The 17,282-nt window shown below is 72.7% G+C and carries 13 protein-coding genes; 3 read left to right on the top strand and 10 right to left on the bottom strand.

From position 1 onward, the window contains the following. Positions 1-493: 493 nt before the first annotated feature. The 6 genes from ACFOVU_RS19805 to ACFOVU_RS19780 all read right to left on the bottom strand — a co-directional run bounded on the left by ACFOVU_RS19805 (position 494) and on the right by ACFOVU_RS19780 (position 9,634). Positions 494-3,022: a serine/threonine-protein kinase gene (locus ACFOVU_RS19805; RefSeq protein ID WP_378535772.1), complete on the bottom strand. Its 2,529-nt coding sequence runs from the start codon at positions 3,020-3,022 to the stop codon at positions 494-496. A 414-nt stretch (positions 3,023-3,436) separates the two neighbouring features. Then, a complete protein-coding gene (locus ACFOVU_RS19800; RefSeq protein WP_378535770.1) occupies positions 3,437-4,618 on the bottom strand; it encodes a sensor histidine kinase in 1,182 nt (393 codons plus the stop codon). Positions 4,619-4,689: 71 nt separating this feature from the next. Next, positions 4,690-5,238, bottom strand: a complete 549-nt coding sequence (locus tag ACFOVU_RS19795) for an HdeD family acid-resistance protein (protein WP_378535769.1) — start codon at positions 5,236-5,238, stop codon at positions 4,690-4,692. Between the two features lie 175 nt (positions 5,239-5,413). Next, positions 5,414-6,709, bottom strand: a complete 1,296-nt coding sequence (locus ACFOVU_RS19790; RefSeq protein WP_378535768.1) for a citrate synthase — start codon at positions 6,707-6,709, stop codon at positions 5,414-5,416. Between the two features lie 387 nt (positions 6,710-7,096). Beyond that, the gene (locus tag ACFOVU_RS19785; protein WP_378535767.1) at positions 7,097-8,725 is read right to left on the bottom strand and encodes a peptide chain release factor 3; all 1,629 of its coding nucleotides are present in this window, start codon (positions 8,723-8,725) and stop codon (positions 7,097-7,099) included. A 231-nt stretch (positions 8,726-8,956) separates the two neighbouring features. Next, a complete protein-coding gene (locus ACFOVU_RS19780) occupies positions 8,957-9,634 on the bottom strand; it encodes a TetR/AcrR family transcriptional regulator (RefSeq protein WP_378535926.1) in 678 nt (225 codons plus the stop codon). A gap of 193 nt (positions 9,635-9,827) precedes the next feature. Here ACFOVU_RS19780 and ACFOVU_RS19775 point away from each other — a divergent pair, with 193 nt between their 5' ends. Continuing rightward, complete coding sequence (locus ACFOVU_RS19775; protein WP_378535766.1) at positions 9,828-10,982, top strand: acyl-CoA dehydrogenase family protein; 1,155 nt, start codon at positions 9,828-9,830, stop codon at positions 10,980-10,982. Positions 10,983-11,010: 28 nt separating this feature from the next. Here the strand turns inward: ACFOVU_RS19775 and ACFOVU_RS19770 are convergent, their stop codons facing one another. Continuing rightward, complete coding sequence (locus tag ACFOVU_RS19770) at positions 11,011-12,705, bottom strand: serine/threonine-protein kinase (RefSeq protein ID WP_378535764.1); 1,695 nt, start codon at positions 12,703-12,705, stop codon at positions 11,011-11,013. Between the two features lie 370 nt (positions 12,706-13,075). Between ACFOVU_RS19770 and ACFOVU_RS19765 the strand changes: the two genes are divergently transcribed. Further along, positions 13,076-13,414, top strand: a complete 339-nt coding sequence (locus ACFOVU_RS19765; protein WP_378535924.1) for a TFIIB-type zinc ribbon-containing protein — start codon at positions 13,076-13,078, stop codon at positions 13,412-13,414. Between the two features lie 15 nt (positions 13,415-13,429). Next, positions 13,430-14,098: an AAA family ATPase gene (locus ACFOVU_RS19760; protein ID WP_378535762.1), complete on the top strand. Its 669-nt coding sequence runs from the start codon at positions 13,430-13,432 to the stop codon at positions 14,096-14,098. A 135-nt stretch (positions 14,099-14,233) separates the two neighbouring features. Here the strand turns inward: ACFOVU_RS19760 and ACFOVU_RS19755 are convergent, their stop codons facing one another. The 3 genes from ACFOVU_RS19755 to ACFOVU_RS19745 all read right to left on the bottom strand — a co-directional run bounded on the left by ACFOVU_RS19755 (position 14,234) and on the right by ACFOVU_RS19745 (position 17,186). Next, positions 14,234-15,328 (bottom strand): cytochrome P450 family protein, encoded by a 1,095-nt coding sequence (locus ACFOVU_RS19755; RefSeq protein WP_378535760.1) that lies wholly within the window; start codon positions 15,326-15,328, stop codon positions 14,234-14,236. Continuing rightward, positions 15,325-16,665 carry a cytochrome P450 gene (locus ACFOVU_RS19750; protein ID WP_378535758.1) on the bottom strand — a complete coding sequence of 447 codons (1,341 nt, stop codon included), beginning with the start codon at positions 16,663-16,665 and terminating at the stop codon, positions 15,325-15,327. Before ACFOVU_RS19750 ends, ACFOVU_RS19755 begins: the two co-directional genes overlap by 4 nt. A 305-nt stretch (positions 16,666-16,970) precedes the next feature. Then, positions 16,971-17,186: a heavy-metal-associated domain-containing protein gene (locus ACFOVU_RS19745; protein ID WP_378535756.1), complete on the bottom strand. Its 216-nt coding sequence runs from the start codon at positions 17,184-17,186 to the stop codon at positions 16,971-16,973. Positions 17,187-17,282: the final 96 nt, after the last annotated feature.

Below are 17,282 nucleotides of genomic sequence, written 5' to 3'. Positions count from 1 at the left end.
CAACGGCCTGTGGCGACCGCGGCGCCGCACCGGGGACACTCGGGTGCCTGCCCCGGCACGTCAGCATGGTCTCGGCCACGCCCCTGGGTCTCGCCGTCCCCCGGGGCCGGGTGGGCCGCCGCGCAGTCGGGCCCGTCGCCGGTCGTCGTGCGGCCGCAGTGCGCGCAGGGCCGGCCGCCGTCGCCCGCCGTCGCGGGGGTGTCGGCGGGGCGGGGTGCGGTGCGGTCCGGTGAGCCGTTGTCGTCGTTCCTGCGGCGCGCCGCCGATGGGCCGGCTCCCGTGCGGCCGGCCGGGCCGGGGGCCTTCCGCGGGGTCCCTGCCGGTCCCGCGCCCGCTCGGCGTGCGGCGGGCGGGCCGGAGCCGCGGCCCGACGGCGGCTGGGATCCGGACGCTGCCCGGGACTCGGACGCTGCCCGAAGCTCGGGCGCCGGCCTGGGCTCAGGAGAGGGCCCGGGGCGCAGAGGGAGGTCGCCGTCGTCGGCGTCGGGGGCGGTCATGTCCAGGTCCTCGGGCGCACGGCGTTGGCCTGGTCGACGAAACCGTGGCGGGCGCCGCCGTCGACCGTTACCCGGGCCAGGGCGCGGTAGGTGCGCTCCAGGTTGCCGCGCAGGCCGGCCTCCGTCAGCCGGTCGCCCAGCAGGGTCGTGGCGGCCGCCGGGGACCGCCCGGCCAGCATCCAGCCCAGTGCGGCCTCGAGTACCCGGGTCGCCAGCCGGTCGCCGGACTCGCCCCGCAGGCCGAGCCGGTCCAGCCGGGCCCCGGCGTCGACGATGGCCTCCTCCTCCAGCTCGCCCGGGTCGGGCGCGGCCACCCGGGCCGCCACCGCGGCCATCTGTGCGGTCAGGTAGAGGCTGGAGCGGTCGGGGACGGTGTCGAGCACGTCGACGGCGCCGGCCCGGTCGCCCTGGGCCAGCCGGGTCCGCGCCAGCCCGAACGCGGCGCTGACGTAGGAGTGGTCGGTGTACCAGACGGCGCGGTAGTGGCGGGCGGCGGCGTCGAGCAGCCCGGAGCCCTCACAGGCCGCCGCCAGGCCCAGCCGGGGCGCGGCCTCGCCGGGCAGGTGCCCGAACAGTTCGTCGAACCTGTCGTGCGCCTCGGCGTGGTCCCCGATGCTCAGCGCCGTCAGTGCCCGGTACCAGAAGATCCGCCAGTCGCCGGGGGCGTCGACGCCGTACGCCTCCAATGGGGCGATGGCGGCCTCGGGGCGCCCCAGCGTGATGAGCGCCCGGGCGAGCATGAGCCGGGTCTCAGGGCTGGGGTCGGCGACCGCTTCCAGGGTCGCGACCAGCTCCTCGGGGTGCACCGAGGAGAGCCCCGCGAGCAGCTGGGCCGCCTGGTCCTGGGGGTCGACGAGGGGGACGGGGAGCGCGGCGGCCACCACCGCGGGGTCGGGGCGCCGGAGCAGCCGGTCGGTACCGTCGACCGGGCCGGTGGGGGTGATGACCCCGACGCGGAAGTGCTCGGGGCCGAACAGCCCCGACGCCGCCGGGTGCGGGCGGCCGTGGATGTCGGACAGCACTTCGCGCAGCACGCCGGTGAGCTGCTCGGCCATGTCGGCGGCGAGGTGGAAGCGCAGGTCGGGGAACGGGTGGGTCGCGCGGCACAGCAGGCGGTGGTAGGACTCGTAGCGCCGCAGGACCGGCTCGTCGGTCTCCTCGGGGAGGCTGTGGGGGTGCTCACGGATGAACGCGTGGCCGAGGCTGAGCACCGCCAGCGACCGCCCGACCGAGTACAGGTCGGAGCTGACGGAGGGGCCGGGCCCGCGCAGCTCACTCTCGGGCACCCGATAGCCCGGGGTGGTGTAGACCGAGGTGACCGTGTCGTCCATGCGGCGGACCGCGCCGAGGTCGATGAGCTTGATCTGCTCCTCGCTCTGGATCACGTTGTCGGGTTTGAAGTCGCAGTAGAGCAGCCCCCGGTGGTGGAGGTAGCCCAGCGCCCGCAGGATCTCCAGCCCGTAGGCGATCACCTGCTCGACCGGCAGCGCCTCGTCGCCGGCGCCCTGCCGGCGGCGCTCCACGATCAGGTCGCGCAGCGACTTCCCGCCCACGTACTCCATGACGATGTGCCCGGCGGGGATGCCGGTGCGCGGGTCGGGGTGCTGGACGAAGTTGTAGATCTTGACGATGTTGGGGTGCTCCACCTCGGCGAGGAACGCCCGCTCGGCGGTCGCGGTCTTGTGCGCTTCCGCGTCGCCGCTGTTGAGCAGCCCCTTGAGGACCACCCACCGGTCGCTGACGTTGTGGTCGCGCGCCAGGTAGATCCAGCCGAGCCCGCCGTGCGCCAGGCAGCCGAGGACCTCGTACTGGCCGGCGACCAGGTCGCCCTTCTTCAGCTTGGGGGTGAAGGAGTACGGCGCCCGGCAGGTCCGGCAGTACCCCTCGGTGCGGCCCGGCCGCCCTCGGCGCGAGCGGCCCACGCGGGCGTTACACCGCCCGCAGAAGCGGTTCTTCTCCGCGACGACCGGGTCGGCCATGACCGCGGTCTCGGGGTCGCGGTAGGGCACGGGCGGTACCTGCACCATGCCCAGGCCCAGCATCCCGCGCGCGGAGGACGGCGAGCGGCGGCTGCGGTCCGACGGGCCGCTGGTGGTCCGCGGCCCCGTGGGGCCGCCGGAGCGGGGGCCGGGGGTCGCCGAGTCCGCCCGGTCCCCGGGGTGGTCCACGCCCCCGTGAGCGTCCTGGAACAGACGCGCCGCGGCGTCGTCGTCGATGATGCCGGAGATCCCCAGGCCGGTCAGGCCCGACACGTGGGAGACGCCGGACGGCCCGGACACGCCGTCCCACACCGAGGGCTCGGAGGCGGTCCAGGGGTCGCGGCCGCCGCGGCCGGAGGGCACCGACCGGTCCGTGCGCGCGCTCCACGCGTAGCGCCCGGCGCCGCCCCATTCGGGGCCGGTGGGCGCGAAGCCGTGCGGGCTGAGCGGGGTGACGCTCTCGGAGCCGGCCGGGGCCATGCCGCACACATCGCAGTAGCCGCCGTCGACGGTGCCCGGGCAGCCCGGGTCGGTGCAGGGGTTCATCGGGGCACCCCGCCGCGCACGGCGCAGGCCCGGCCGGGCACGGCGCGGCCGCGCCCCGCACACCGGAGGGCGGCACGGCCGTCTTGCGGGCGCGCGGGCGGCCCACTCGCCGCCAGAGTGTTCCGCACTGGCCGCATCACCCCTCATGCGCCGCACTGGTCCCGCGGGCGGATCGGAGCGTCCGCCGGGTCCCGCCACGGGAAAAGTCTCATACCACGCGGATGCGGTCACAAGGGGAGGGGCGGTCTTCGGCCGTGTCCGGCCATGAAATCCCTGCGACACCGGGCGATCCGGTAGCGCGGCGCCTACACCGGGTGGCGGCGCTCGCCCGGTGCGGCCCGCGGCTCCGCTCGTCCGCATCCGGACGGCCCGCTCCCGGCCCGGCGATCCGTCCTCGCGGCGCGCTCCGGCGGCTCAGGAGGGGGCCGAGGGATCCTTGATCCGGTCGCCGTCGTCCGCCGGAGCCGGGAGCACGGCCCGGACGCGGAAGCCGCCTTCGGGGCGGGGGCCGGCGTGGAAGTCGCCGCCGAGGGCGGTGGCGCGCTCGCGCATGCCCCGCAGGCCGTTGCCCTCGGGGGCCGCCGCGGCGCCCGGGGTGGCGCGGCCGTCGTCGTCGACCTGGACGGACACGCCGTGGGGGCCGTAGGCGACCGTCACCTCCGCCCGGGAGGCCACGGCGTGCCGCCGCGCGTTGGTGAGCGCCTCCTGCACGATCCGGTAGGCGGCGAGGTCGACCGGGGCCGGCAGCGGGACGGCGTCGCCCTCCTCGCGCAGCCGGACGGGGAGCCCGGCCTCGGTGGTCTGCGCGGCAAGGTCGCCCACCCGGGCCAGCGAGGCCGGCGGCGCCAACGGTGCCGCGGCATCGTCCACCTGGCGGAGCACGCCGAGGGTGCCGCGCAGTTCGCGCAGCGTGTCCTTGCTCGCCCGCTTGATCGCGTCGAGCGCGGCGAAGGCCTGATCGGGGTCTCGGCCATGGGCGGCGGCCCCGGCCTGCACGTTGATCAGGGAGATGTTGTGCGCGATGACGTCGTGGAGCTCGCGCGCGATGCGCAGCCGCTCCTCGGTGGCGCGGCGCCGGGCCTCTTCCTCGCGGCCCCGCTCGGCCTCGGCGGCCCGTCGCTCGACCTCGTGCAGGTAGGCGCTGCGGTTTCGGGCGATCTCGCCGGCGGCGAGCACGACCAGCACCCAGCCGACGACGTAGAAGGCGCGTGCGGGCTCGAACTGGACCGTCTCGCCGGCGGCGATGACCGCCAGCACCACGACGGTGGCGGTGATCGCCGAGGCGCGGTGCCGGGTGGCGCCCAGCCGGACCACGGCGACGACGAACATCAGCCACGCCGCCCATCCGTCGGCCTGGCCGAAGATGTAGTAGAGCGGGGTGCACACCCCCACGGCCAGCGCGGTGAGCATGGGCAGCCGGCTCAGGACCGCCAGCGACGCCGCTCCGGCGGCCAGGAACGCGAAACCGGGCACCGACAGCGGTGCACCACTGAACCAGGCCGCCGGGAACTCGGCCAGGATCTGCGCGACGCCCACCGCCGCGGCGAGGACGATGTCGGCCGCGGTGCCCGTGGGCCGGGTCGCCAGGCGTTTCATGGCCTCCCCTCCCCGCGGTCCGCGCTTCGCGGCGACTCTACCCGCAGGGGCGGGCCTGGGGGCGGGGACGGTCAGGCGATGATGCCGCGGTTGCGCCCCTCCGCGCGCACGCGCAGGCCCAGCGCGATCAGCACCGCGCCGAACAGGATCGCGTACACCCCGATGAGCAGCGCGACGGCCGCCAGGCCCACGCCCGGGATGAACCAGATCACGATGCCGAACGCGATGGAGAGCACGCCGCTGACGACGTAGAGCCATTCGTGGGCGAGTTCCTTGCGCAGCCGCACGGCGGCGGCTACCTCGAAAACCCCCGTCACCACCGCCCATGCGCCGATGACCAGGGCCAGCGCCAGTACGGTGAACCCCGGCCAGAGCAGGGCGACGATGCCGAAGAGCACCCCGAGCACGGCCTCGACGACCAGCGGGCCGCGGCTGCCGTCGCCGGCCCGGAACGCCGCCACGCCGGCCATGGCCCCGTCCACCAGGGCGTAGAAGCCGAACAGGATCGCGAGCACGACCAGCGTGATCGCGGGCCAGACAACGGCCAGCAGGCCGAACACGATGGCGATCGCCCCTCGCAGGATGAGCACCCACCAGTGGCGCACCAGGTAGTCGAGCATGTCTTCCCCGATCGTCGACGGATCACCTACACGCCTGCCCCGTGACGGTGGTCTCGATGATCGACCAGGTCAAAGCGTTACCCGGACCTGGTGCAAAACAGACGGACGGCGGCCGGGACGCGGAAGTCTCCGCGCCCCGGCCGCCGTCCGGTGCCGGGTGAGTGGTGCCCTGTGGTCAGGCGCTACCGGGGTAGGCCCGCTGAGCGTGGCCGACGTAGAGCTGGCGCGGGCGCGCGATGCGCGCGGCGGGGTCGAGGCGCTGCTCACGCCAGTGCGCGATCCAGCCGGGCAGCCGGCCGATCGCGAAGAGCACGGTGAACATGTTCGTGGGGAAGCCCATGGCCCGGTAGATGACGCCGCTGTAGAAGTCGACGTTCGGGTAGAGCTTACGGTCGGTGAAGTAGGGGTCGGCGAGCGCCTTGCCCTCGAGCTTGAGTGCGAGCTCGAAGAGCTCGTCGGGGTTCTCCTGGCGGTCCAGGATCTGCGCGGCGAGGCCCTTGATCTCCTTGCTGCGCGGGTCGAAGTTCTTGTAGACGCGGTGGCCGAACCCCATGAGGCGGGTCTTGCTCTGCTTGTCCTTGACCTTGTCGAGGAACGCGTCGACATCGCCGCCGAGGCCGCGGATCTCCTCCAGCATCTCCAGGACGGCCTGGTTCGCGCCGCCGTGCAGCGGGCCGAACAGGGCGTTGATCCCGGCCGAGACGCTGCCGTACAGGCTCGCCTGGGAGGAGCCGACGACGCGGACGGTGGCGGTGGAGCAGTTCTGCTCGTGGTCGGCGTGCAGGATGAGCAGCAGGTCGAGCGCCTTGACGAACAGCGAGTCGAGATCGGCCTCGCCGCTGAGCTCGCCGAAGGTCATGCGCAGGAAGTTCTCGACGTAGTCGAGGGACTCGTCGGGGGCGACGGGCTCCTCGCCGATGGAGTTGCGGTAGATGTGCGCGGCGATGGTGGGGACCTTGGCCAGCAGCAGCATCGTGGCGCGGTCGACCTGCTCGGAGTCGCCGGGGTCGGTGGAGTCGGCGTAGAAGGCGCCCAGCGTGTTGACCGCGCTGGCGAGCAGGGTCATGGGGTGGGCGTTGCGCGGGAAGGCGTCGAGCATGGCGCGCAGCTCGGGCGGCAGCGCGGCGTTGGCCCGGAGCTGCTCGGAGAATTCCTTCAGCTGGCCGGGCTCGGGGAGTTCGCCGTGGATGACGAGGTAGGCGACCTCCAGGAAGGAGCTTCCGGCGGCGAGCTCCTGGATGGGGTATCCGCGATAGCGGAGAATGCCGGCCTCGCCGTCGATAAAGGTGATCTTCGACTGACAGGCGGCGGTGTTGGCGAACCCGGGATCCAGGGTGGTCGTGCCGGTCGCGGCCAGCAGGGTCTTGACCTCGAAGGCGTGCTCACCCTCGGTGCCGGTGAGCAGCGGCAGCGGTTGGGTTCCGCCCTCGTACCGCAGCTCTACCGTGCTCTGTTTGCCGTCGTCGCTCATGCCCGAGCCAACCTTTCCAGGCGGAGGTGCGGGGAATCAGGGAAAAGCCCGCGGGCTTTGTGCCGGGTTCCGGTGAACCAGTGAATCTGTTCAGATTCCATTAAACTCCAGTGAAGCAAAATCATACAATTGTCACGCATTCGCGAACAGGTGACATGCGACACACTAGGAACTGCGTCTTCGTTTTAGCATGACATAAACTTTGACGGTTTTTCTCTGTGACGCGAGGTGTGCTCGTTCACAAAACGGACACATGACCACGGTCTCGTCACCGCAGGTCACGCCCTGACACAGCGGGTCGCCATCGGACCGCGGCGGAGAAATTCGCCCAAGGCGAACACGAAGGGCCGCGACCTCAGCAGAGAAGTCGCGGCCCCGTCGGGAACGTTATTCTGCGGCCTCCACGCCGCCCGCCAGCAGTGGTTCGAGGACGAGATCGGGGTGGTCGCGCTCGATGACGCGCAGGCGCCACTTGTTGTGCACGAGCATGAGCAGCTCGCCGTCGGAACGGCGGGTGAGGACCTCCCCGCCGGAGAGCCCGTGCAGGACCGGGGCCGAGGCCGCGTCGGTGCGGCGCGCCAGCGAGTAGTCCAGGTGCGACAGCTCGATCGGCGCCCGGAACTCGTGCTCCATGCGGTGCTTGACCACATCGAACTGGAGGGGCCCCACCGCCGCCAGCACCGGCGCCTGCTCCCCGCGCACATCGGAGGACAGCACCTGCACCACCCCCTCGCTGTCGAGCTGGGAGATGCCGCGCTGGAACTGCTTGTAGCGCCCGGCGTCCACCGCGCGCGCCACAGCGAAGTGCTCGGGGGCGAAGCTGGGGATCGGCGGGAACTCCACGCGGGGGCCGTCGTAGAGGGTGTCCCCCACGCTCAGCGCCTGCGCGTTGATGAGGGCGATCACGTCGCCGGGGTAGGCGGTCTCGATCGTGCTCCGCTCGCTGCCGAACACCGCCTGGGTGTACTTGGTGGCGAACGGGCGGCCGGTGGCCGCGTGGGTCAGGACCATGCCGCGGTCGAACCGGCCGGAGCCGACCCGGACGAAGGCCATGCGGTCGCGGTGCGCCTTGTCCATGTTGGCCTGCATCTTGAAGACCTGGCCGGCGAACGGGGCGGTGATGGGCCGGGGCTCGCCCTTGGCGTCGGGCTGCGCGGCCGGCGCCGGGGCGAGCCGCACCAGGGTCTCCAGGAGCTGGGAGATCCCGAAGTTGGGCAGCGCGGCCCCGAACAGCACCGGCGAGGACTCCCCGGCGCGGAACGACTCCTCGTCGAAGTCGGCGCCGATCTCGCCGAGCAGCTCGATCTCCTCGCGCGCCTGCTCCCAGGCGGTGTCCTCGGCCGCGGCGGCCTGCTCGTCGGTGAGCCGCTCCTCGACGGCCTTGGTGGCGCCGCCCGGGGTGCGGTGGAACTTGGTGTAGCCGTCGCCGTCGGAGCGGTCGATCAGCCCGCGGAAGTCCCCGGCGATGCCCACCGGCCAGTTCATGGGGGTGGGGCGCAGACCGATGCGCTGCTCGATCTCGTCCAGCAGTTCGAGCGGTTCCCGCCCGGGCCGGTCCCACTTGTTGACGAAGGTGATCACCGGCATCCGGCGGGCCCGGCACACGTCGAACAGCTTCAGGGTCTGCGGCTCCAGGCCCTTGGCGGAGTCGAGCAGCATGATCGCGCAGTCCACCGCCGAGAGCACCCGGTAGGTGTCCTCGGAGAAGTCGGCGTGGCCGGGGGTGTCGAGCAGGTTGAGGACGCGGCCGTCGTAGTCGATGCGCAGCGCGGCGGAGGTGATGGAGATGCCGCGCGCCTGCTCCATCTCCATCCAGTCGGAGGTGACGCCGCGGCGGTCGCCCTTGCCGTGCACCGCGCCCGCGGAGGTGATCGCGGCGGCGTGCAGCGCGAGCGCCTCGGTCAGCGTCGACTTGCCGGCGTCGGGGTGGGAGATCACCGCGAACGTGCGCCGCCGCGCGGCCTCGGCGGCGACCTCCGGGGCCTTCTGCGTGGCGTTGTCCGCTGTCACACTCACGGCGTACCGTCTCCTCGCCCACCCCGGGGGTGGGCCCTCGTCCTCATCGGGTCCGGCGCCTGGGGCGCGCGGCTGTCACGGCGGTGGGCGTCTGCGCGCATGCCGAAGAAGGCGCACCTGCGCCTCCCCCGCCGAATCTACCCCAGCAGAGGGGCCGCGGCGTCACGTACCCGCTGGATGCGGCCCCCCGGGGAGCCGGTAGCGGCCCCGGGGAAACCGGCCGGCGCGACGCTAGTCCGCGTCCTCCCCCAACGCCTCGCGCACGCGGCGCAGGACGTCGCCGCCGCTCAGCGCGGACGGGTAGACCGCGACGAGCACGGCCGCCTCGGACCGCTCGGCGCCGGGATCGCGCAGTTCGGCGGCGAGCGACCGGGTGACGAGCTCCATGGCGCGGTCGAACCGCGCCCACGGCACCGGGCGGCCGGGGTCGCGCAGCCACGAGCGGAGCACGTGGTTGTGCGCCGCTATGACGGCCGCCGCGACCGCCTCGCCGACCAGCACGCGGTCGCCCTCGGTCTGCCCGCGCGTCAGGTAGTGGGTGAACGCGGCCTGGTAGCGGGCGGTCATGGCGATCTCCCGGTCGCGCAGCCGCGGCACGGTGCGCACCAGGTGGAAGCGGGGAACGGTGGTCTCGGGCGCCGACACGTATCCCTGGAAGACCATCCGCGCCGCGGCCCGCACGGTGGCCACCGGCTCGTCGCCGGGGGCCGCCTCCAGGTAGCGGACGACCGTCTCCAGCCGCACGTCGTGCTCGGCGAAGAGCACGTCCTCCTTGGAGCCGAAGTGGCGGAAGAGGCTGCGCCGACTCACGCCCGCGGCCGCCGCGATGTCCTCCATCGTGGTGGCCTCATACCCCTGCTCGGTGAACAGCCGAACCGCCGCCGCGACCACCGCGCCGCGCGCGGGCATGACCGTTCTGCCCCGCTCGGCCTTGACCGTCTGCCCCACGACCACCTCCATGACTCGTCCGTCCCATACCGGCCACGGTGAACTGCACCCGTACCCGTGCGCACATCCACCCCGACCATCTACCCTGACCCTAGAGGGTGACACGAGATGCCACACAAAGGCACGAAGTGCCACGATCGGAGAGAAGGGCGACATGAGCGACTTCGACCTGTTCACCACCACCGACGACCACGAAGAGCTGCGCGCAGCGGTACGCGCCGTCGCCGACGACAAGATCGCCCCCCACGCGGCCGCCACCGACGCCGAGAGCGCCTTCCCCCAGGCCGCCTACGACGCCCTCCGGGCCACCGACTTCCACGCCGCGCACATCGCCGAGGAGTACGAGGGCGTGGGCGCCGACGCGCTGGCCACCTGCATCATCATCGAGGAAGTCGCCCGCGTGTGCGCGTCGTCGTCGCTGATCCCCGCGGTCAACAAGCTCGGCACGATGCCGCTCATCCTCGCCGCCTCCGACGACGTCAAGCGCCGCTACCTGCCGCCGGTCGCGCGCGGCGAGGCGCTGTTCTCCTACGGCCTGTCCGAGCGCGAGGCCGGGTCCGACACCGCGAGCATGCGCACCCAGGCGGTGGCCGACGGCGACGGCTGGATCCTCAACGGGCAGAAGTCGTGGATCACCAACGCCGGGGTCAGCCGCTACTACACCGTCATGGCCGTCACCGACCCCGACGGCCCGCGCGGCGGCAACGTCACCGCGTTCGTCGTCCATGACGACGACGAGGGCTTCACCCTCGGCGAGCCCGAGCGCAAGCTCGGCATCAAGGGCTCGCCCACCCGCGAGCTGTTCTTCGACGACGTGCGCATCCCCGGCGACCGCATCGTCGGCGAGGTCGGCCAGGGCCTCAAGATCGCGCTGCGCACGCTGGACCACACCCGCGTCACCATCGGGGCGCAGGCGGTCGGCATCGCGCAGGGCGCGCTGGACCACGCGCTCGCCTACGTCAAGGAGCGCAAGCAGTTCGGCAAGGCCATCGCCGACTTCCAGGGCGTCCAGTTCATGCTCGCCGATATGGCGATGAAGCTGGAGACCGCCCGCCAGATGGTCTACGCCGCCGCGGCCAAGTCCGAGCGGGGCGACGCCGACCTGGCGTTCTTCGGCGCCGCCGCCAAGTGCTACGCCTCCGACGCCGCCATGGAGATCACCACCGACGCCGTCCAGCTCCTCGGCGGCGCCGGCTACGTCAAGGACTTCCCCTTGGAGCGCATGATGCGCGACGCCAAGATCACCCAGATCTACGAGGGCACCAACCAGATCCAGCGCCTGGTGATGGCCCGCCAGCTGCTGAAGTAGGGGGGCCGGAGCGGGCGGGGCCGCCGGCTCAGGAAGCGGGCTCGAAGGACTCGGTCATGGGGTCGAGGAGGGCGCGGTTGCGGTCCCATTCGGCCTCCGGGGACACCAGGAACAGGGCGTAGCCCTTCTCCTCGGTGTGGAAGGCGCGGTTGACCGCGTGCATGCGGCCGTCGGAGCCGTCGTAGGTGAACTCCCAGTCGGCGGCGCTGATGTAGCGGTCGAGGTAGTCCTCGTCGAGTTCGTCGATGCCCTCGAGGTCGTAGCCGGCGAAGTTGCCGGAGATCGCGCCCTCCTGGCGCTCCCAGTCGTCCTTGGCGTTGCCCGCGGGCTGGTCGGTCTGGTCGATCTGTAGATAGCCGCCGCCGGGGACGTCGAAGAACACGCTGGTGCCCTCGCGCCGGTCGAGCTCCCAGCCGTCGGGGAGGTCGAGGGCGAACCCGGTCTCGTCCTCGTAGCGGGCGGTCGCGGGGGCATCGTCCTCCGCGTCCTCCTCCCCGTCGCCGGATCCGGCGTCCGCCGCCTCCTCCTCCGCCGACGGGCTCGGGGAGGCGCCGGCCTGCCCCGCGCCGGGGTCGCCCGCGACCTCGGACCCGGTCGGCTCGGCCTCGGTGCCCCCGTTGGCCCCCAGCCAGAAGCCGACCCCGACGGCGAGGGCCAGCGCGAGCACGACGGCGATGACCACGGGGGCGATGGACCTGCCCTGCCCACCGGATCGGCCCTGGGCCGGGGCCCCGGCCGGGGCGGCGCCGGCGGGCGGCTGCGGCGGGGCGGGCGGCGCCGCTGCGGCGCCGGCCTCGGGGCCGGGACCGGGGGGCGGTGCGGGCGCGGCCGCCCGCTCCTTGCGCTCCTTCTTCTCCTTCTTGGCCTTCGCCGGCTTCTTCTTGCCCGCCGGGGCCGCCGCGGCCGACACCTCGTGCAGCATCCGCGCGGCCTCGTGGACCGTGGGCCGGTTGCCGGGCTCCTTGTCGAGCAGCCGCTCCAGCAGCGGGCGCAGCGGACCGGCGGCGTCAGGAGGCGGGACGTCCTCGGTCACGATCGCGGTGAGCGTGGCGACCGGTGTGTCGCGGCCGAAGGGGGTCACCCCCTGCACCGCCTGGTAGAGGGTGACCCCCAGCGACCACATGTCGGTGGCCGGGGTCGCCTTCCTGCCGTGCGCCTGTTCCGGGGCGAGGTAGCCCGGCGACCCCACGAGCAGACCGGTGCGGGTGAGGTTGGTGGTGCCCTCGACGCGGGCGATCCCGAAGTCGGTGAGCACCGCGCGCTTGCCCGCGATGAGGACGTTGCCCGGCTTGATGTCGCGGTGCACGATCCCGCGGTCGTGGGCCACGGCCAGGGCCGCCGCCACCTGGAGCCCGATCGTGGCGGCGCGCTCGGGCGCCATCGTGCCGTCGCGCTTGAGGATGTCGCCCAGTGAGGGCCCGCGCACCAGCTCCATGACGATCCACGGCCGGTCGTCGGTCTCGACGACGTCGTAGACCGTGATGATGCTGGGGTGGCTGAGCTGGGCGGCGCTGTGGGCCTCGCGCAGCATCCGGGTGCGCAGCACGTCGATCTCGTGCTGCGGGAGGTGCGGCGGGATGCTGAGCTCCTTGATGGCGACCGGGCGGTCCAACAGCTCGTCGGCACCCTGCCAGACCCGGCCCATGCCGCCTTCGCCGATCGGCTCGGTCAGCCGATAGCGCCGGGCGAGCAGCCGACCGGGCTCAGATTGCTCAGTGCTCATGCGTGAGGGTTCCTCAGATCGGGTGGGGGCGGCACCCGCGAGTCCGGGCCACCCACGCGATTTTATGAGCACGCGGCCGGCACGAGGCGCCGGAACCGGCTCCCCGGGGGGCCGCGCCGGACGGCACGGGTCCCACTGGGCCCACACTGATCTGCACCGACACCGAAACGGTGTGGTGTACCCCGGATGGCGTGAAACATTCCTCATCCGGCTGGCCTGAAGCGGCCCCGTCCCGCGGGAAGCGGTCCCGGGCCGCCGGGTGCCCGAGGGCGGGGCCGCCCCGGCCGGTGGCGACGGCATCGGGCCTCCACCGGGAGTCGCACGGTTTTTACCCGGAGCACAGCAGGAGGCCGAATACGATGACGCCGTGATGTGCCCAAAGTGCCAAAGCCAGATGACGACCTTTGACCGCATGGGGATCCACTTGGAGCAGTGCACCCACTGCCGCGGGATCTTCCTCGACCATGGGGAGCTTGAGCAGATCCTGCGCGCCGAACAGCGCCACTACGGCGCCCCGGCGGCTCCGCCCGCCTACGGCGGGGGCCGGCCGCACGCCGACTCCCCCCGCGGCTACCGGGGGCGCAGCGACTCCCCGGGGCCGTTCCACGGCGGCCACCACGACTCCCCCCGCCCCTACCGCGGCGGCTACTCCGACTCCCCCCGCCCCTACCGACGCCGCAAGAGCTTCCTGGAGAACCTCTTCGACTGATCCCGGTGGATCCCTGTGAACCTGTTGATCTGCGCGCGCTGCGGGGCGCGCACCGATGAGCCCGTCGTGGAGCCCGCAGTGCCGGTGGTCCGCTGCACCGAGTGCGGCCACCGGCGCCCCTTCCGGCGGCTTCCGCTGTACTGCGTCACCGGTCCCAGCGGCACCGGCAAGTCCACCGTGGCGCACCTGCTGCTCCAGCGCCTCGCCGACCGCTTCGTCGTGCTGGAGCAGGACCTGCTGTGGACCGCCGGCCTGCGCGACGACCACGACGGCGAGCACCGGCTGTTCCGCTCGACGTGGCTGCGCATGGCGTCGATGATCCAGCAGAACGGCCGCCCGGTCGTGCTCTGCGGGACCGTCGTGCCGCCCGAGTTCGAGCGCCTGCCCGAGCGCTCGTTGTTCTCCGACATCCGCTACCTGGCGCTGATGTGCGATCCCGAGGTGCTCGCCGCACGGCTGCGCGCCCGGCCGGCCTGGCGGCAGTGGGACGAGCCACGCATCGCGGAGATGCTCGACTACACCGCCTGGATCCGGGAGACCGCCCACGAGATGGCGCCCCCGATGACGCTGCTCGACACCACCGACGCCCCCGTCACCTCCACCGCCGACCAGGTCATCGACTGGATCGAGGGCCTGCATCGGGCGGACGCCGGCGGCGGCACGGCCGAGCGCGTCTCGGCCTAGCCCGCCGCCGGGTGGCGGCCCCCGGTCCGTCCCCGGGGGCCGCCTTTCCGTGTCCGTTCCCCCGGTGCGTCGAAGGGCTCCGTGGACGTACCGTCCACGGAGCCCTTCGGCGCGCTGCGGGCGATGCCGCCGTGCTCAGCCCTTGAGGAGGACCGGCAGCTCGGTGAGGCCGCTGGAGACGATGGAGGGGATGTCCTCCGTCTCCGCGGGGGCGAGGGCCAGGCCGGGGAAACGCTCCCACAGCTTGGGCAGGGCGATCCCGATCTGCATGCGGGCCAGGCTGGCCCCGAGGCAGTAGTGGGCGCCGTGCGAGAACGCGACGTGGGTCTTGTCCTCGCGCGTGATGTCGAACAGGTGGGCGGTGTCGCCGTGCTCGCCCGGGTCGCGCCCGGCCGCCCCGTAGGACACCAGGATCGCGTCGCCCTCCCTGATGACCGTCCCCTGGACGTCGAGGTCCTCGGCCGCGTAGCGGAGCGGGATGTTGTGGATCGAGGTGTTCCAGCGCAGGGTCTCCTCGATGACGTCGCTCCACGTGTGCGTGCCGTCGAGCACCAGGCGGAGCTGGTCGGGGTGGGTCAGCAGCGCCCGCACCGCGTTGACGATGAGGTTCATCGTGGTCTCGAACCCGGCGCCGATGATGAGGATGAGCGTCCACACCAGCTCGGATTCGCTGAGCCGGTCCTCCTCATCGCGGGCCAGGATAAGGGCGGAGGTCATGTCGTCGCCGGGCTCCGCGCGCTTGCGCGCCACCAGATCGCCGAGGAACCGCTGCATCTCCATGTGGGTGGCGAGCGCGACCTCGGGGGTGATGGACTGGTCGAAGACGTTGAAGATGAGGCGCTGGAGGTCGGCGCGACGGTCGTCGCCCTCGACCCCGAAGAGGTCGCCGGTGACCGTCAGCGGGAGCGGCAGCGCCAGCGCCTCCTTCAGCCCGACCTCGTTGCCGCCCGCCGCGACGGTGTCGGCCATGCGGTCGATCAGGCCGTCGACGATCTCCTCGATCCGCGCGCGCATCTTCTCGACCCGCCGCGGGGTGAACGCCTTGGAGACGAGCTTGCGCAGCCGCGTGTGGTCCTCATCGTCGCGGGCGAGCATGTTCTCGTTGGCCACCCACGAGATGAGCTGCCAGTCCGGCGGGATCTCGCCGTTGCGCCACGCCCGCCAGTGCTTGGGGTTCTTCTTGACCGCGGGGTGCGTGAGCACCTCCATGACCGCCGAGTGGTGCGTCACCGCCCACGCATCAACCTGGCCAGGAAGTTCGACAGGGACGACCGGCCCGAGGGCGCGGAGGTGTCCGGACTGGCGGTGGAGGTCTCCGGGGACGAGGGTGACTGTTTCCACGGCGTTCCTTCCTCGAGGGGGGCTTGGGGATCGAACGCGACCGGGAGCCGGGTCAGCGACCGGGCGAAGATCGACACCCGCCACTCCAGCTCGTCGGGCGCCACGGCGAGCCGCAGCCCGGGGAGGCGGCGCAGGAGGGTGCGCAAGCCCGTGGTCGCGATCATGATCGCGGTGTCCTGGGCAGGGCAGCGGTGCGGCCCCACGCCGAACGCAAGGTGCGCGCGGTTGGGCGCGGAACCCATGCTCTCGGCGTACTCATGGGCCACGCTCCTGTTGGCGGCGGCATAGCCGAGCATGACGGGCTCGCCCTCCTTGATCTCCTGTCCGTTGGCCAGGGGGATATCGGAGGTCGGGTACATGACGGGGTAGTTGGTCAACGGGGAGTCGGTCCACAGCACGCGGTCGACCGCGTCCTCGATGCTCGTGCGCGACCCGGCGACGTCGTCGCCGAGGTCGCGGTCGGTCAGCAGGATGCGCATGGCGTTGGCGATGAGGTTGGCGGTGGGCTCGTTGCCCGCACCCACGATGAGCACGAGGTGCTGGAGGATCTCTTCGTCGGCCAGCTCCGCGCGGTGCTCCAGCAGGCCGGTGGTGACGTCCTTGCCGGGCTGCCTGCGCTTGCGGGTGATCTCGGCGGAGGCCACGCGTTCCAGCTCCGCGTTGGACCGTTCGACGTCGATCCCGTCGAACAGGTCGCGCATCGCGACCGCGAAGCGCCGGGCGTTCTCCTCCTCGAACCCGAAGAGGTGGTTGATCACCAGGAACGGGAGCAGCCGGGCGTAGTCCTCCAGGATCTCGGCCTCGCCGCGCTCGCAGAAGGCGTCGACGAGCTGATTCGCCGAGGCCCGCGCGACCTCGGTCAGTGCCGTGGCGTCCATCGCCGCGAGGCTGTCGGTGACGGCGCGACGCAGCCGCTGGTGCTCGGCGCCGTCGGCGAAGAGCACGTTGGGACGGCGCATCATCATGCCGAGCGTCCCGGAGCCGTCGGCGACCCTGCCCTCGCGCCAGTCACGCCAGCGGCGGGAGTCGCGGCTGAAGGTGCGGGTATCGCGGCACCAGGCGATCAGCGTCGCGTAGTCGATCACCGACCAGCCCCGCACCCCGGGCTCCAGCTCGACGGGGATGACGGGGCCGTACTCCTTGCGCAGCCGCTCGTTGACGGTGTGAGGGTCGGCGTGGAATTCGGGCTCGTACAGCGCGGCATACGGGCATGGAGGGGTGGTCACTCGGATCGTTCCTCGCTCATCATCGGCGGTCGAAGGCGGGAAGTGGACGGGGGGATGGTGGGCGTTCGGGCAGCCGGATCGGCGCCACCGCCCGGTCCGGGGTCACCGAAACCCGTGCGGGACGGGATGTCCGGGTCGAAACCCTAGCGCGTTCGCCCGCACCGGGAAAGGAGTGCCGCAACCGGACGGCCACTCAGCGTCCACCGCACCGTGCGCCCCCCGCGGACGTCCGAAACGCGGCGACGGCCCCCGCCGCAGCGGGGGCCGTCGTCATACCTGGGGGGCCGCACCCGGGGTCTTCGCGCTCAGCCCTTCACCGTGTAGCCGGCCTCGTCGACGGCCGCGCGGACCAGCGCGGCGTCCACCGGGCCGTCACCGGTCACGGTGACCCGGCCGGTCGCGACGTCGACGTCGACGCCGCTGACCCCGGGCACCGCGCCGACCTCACGGCTCACCGACTGGGCGCAGTGCCCGCAGGTCATGCCCTCGACCTCGTAGACCGTGCTCGTACCGACGGACATATCCGCCTCCTCGTGTGCTCGTTCGCGACGGCGCTGTGCACGCCCGTCGCCGCCCGCTGCGGGCGGGCCCCGCATCCAGCGGCACCATCAGGATTA

Source organism: Nocardiopsis sediminis (assembly GCF_042650565.1).
In the GTDB taxonomy this organism is placed as follows: Bacteria; Actinomycetota; Actinomycetes; order Streptosporangiales; family Streptosporangiaceae; genus Nocardiopsis_B; species Nocardiopsis_B sediminis.
The sequence above is the reverse complement of the archived record's forward strand: the minus strand, read 5'-3'. Positions and strand labels throughout refer to the sequence as shown.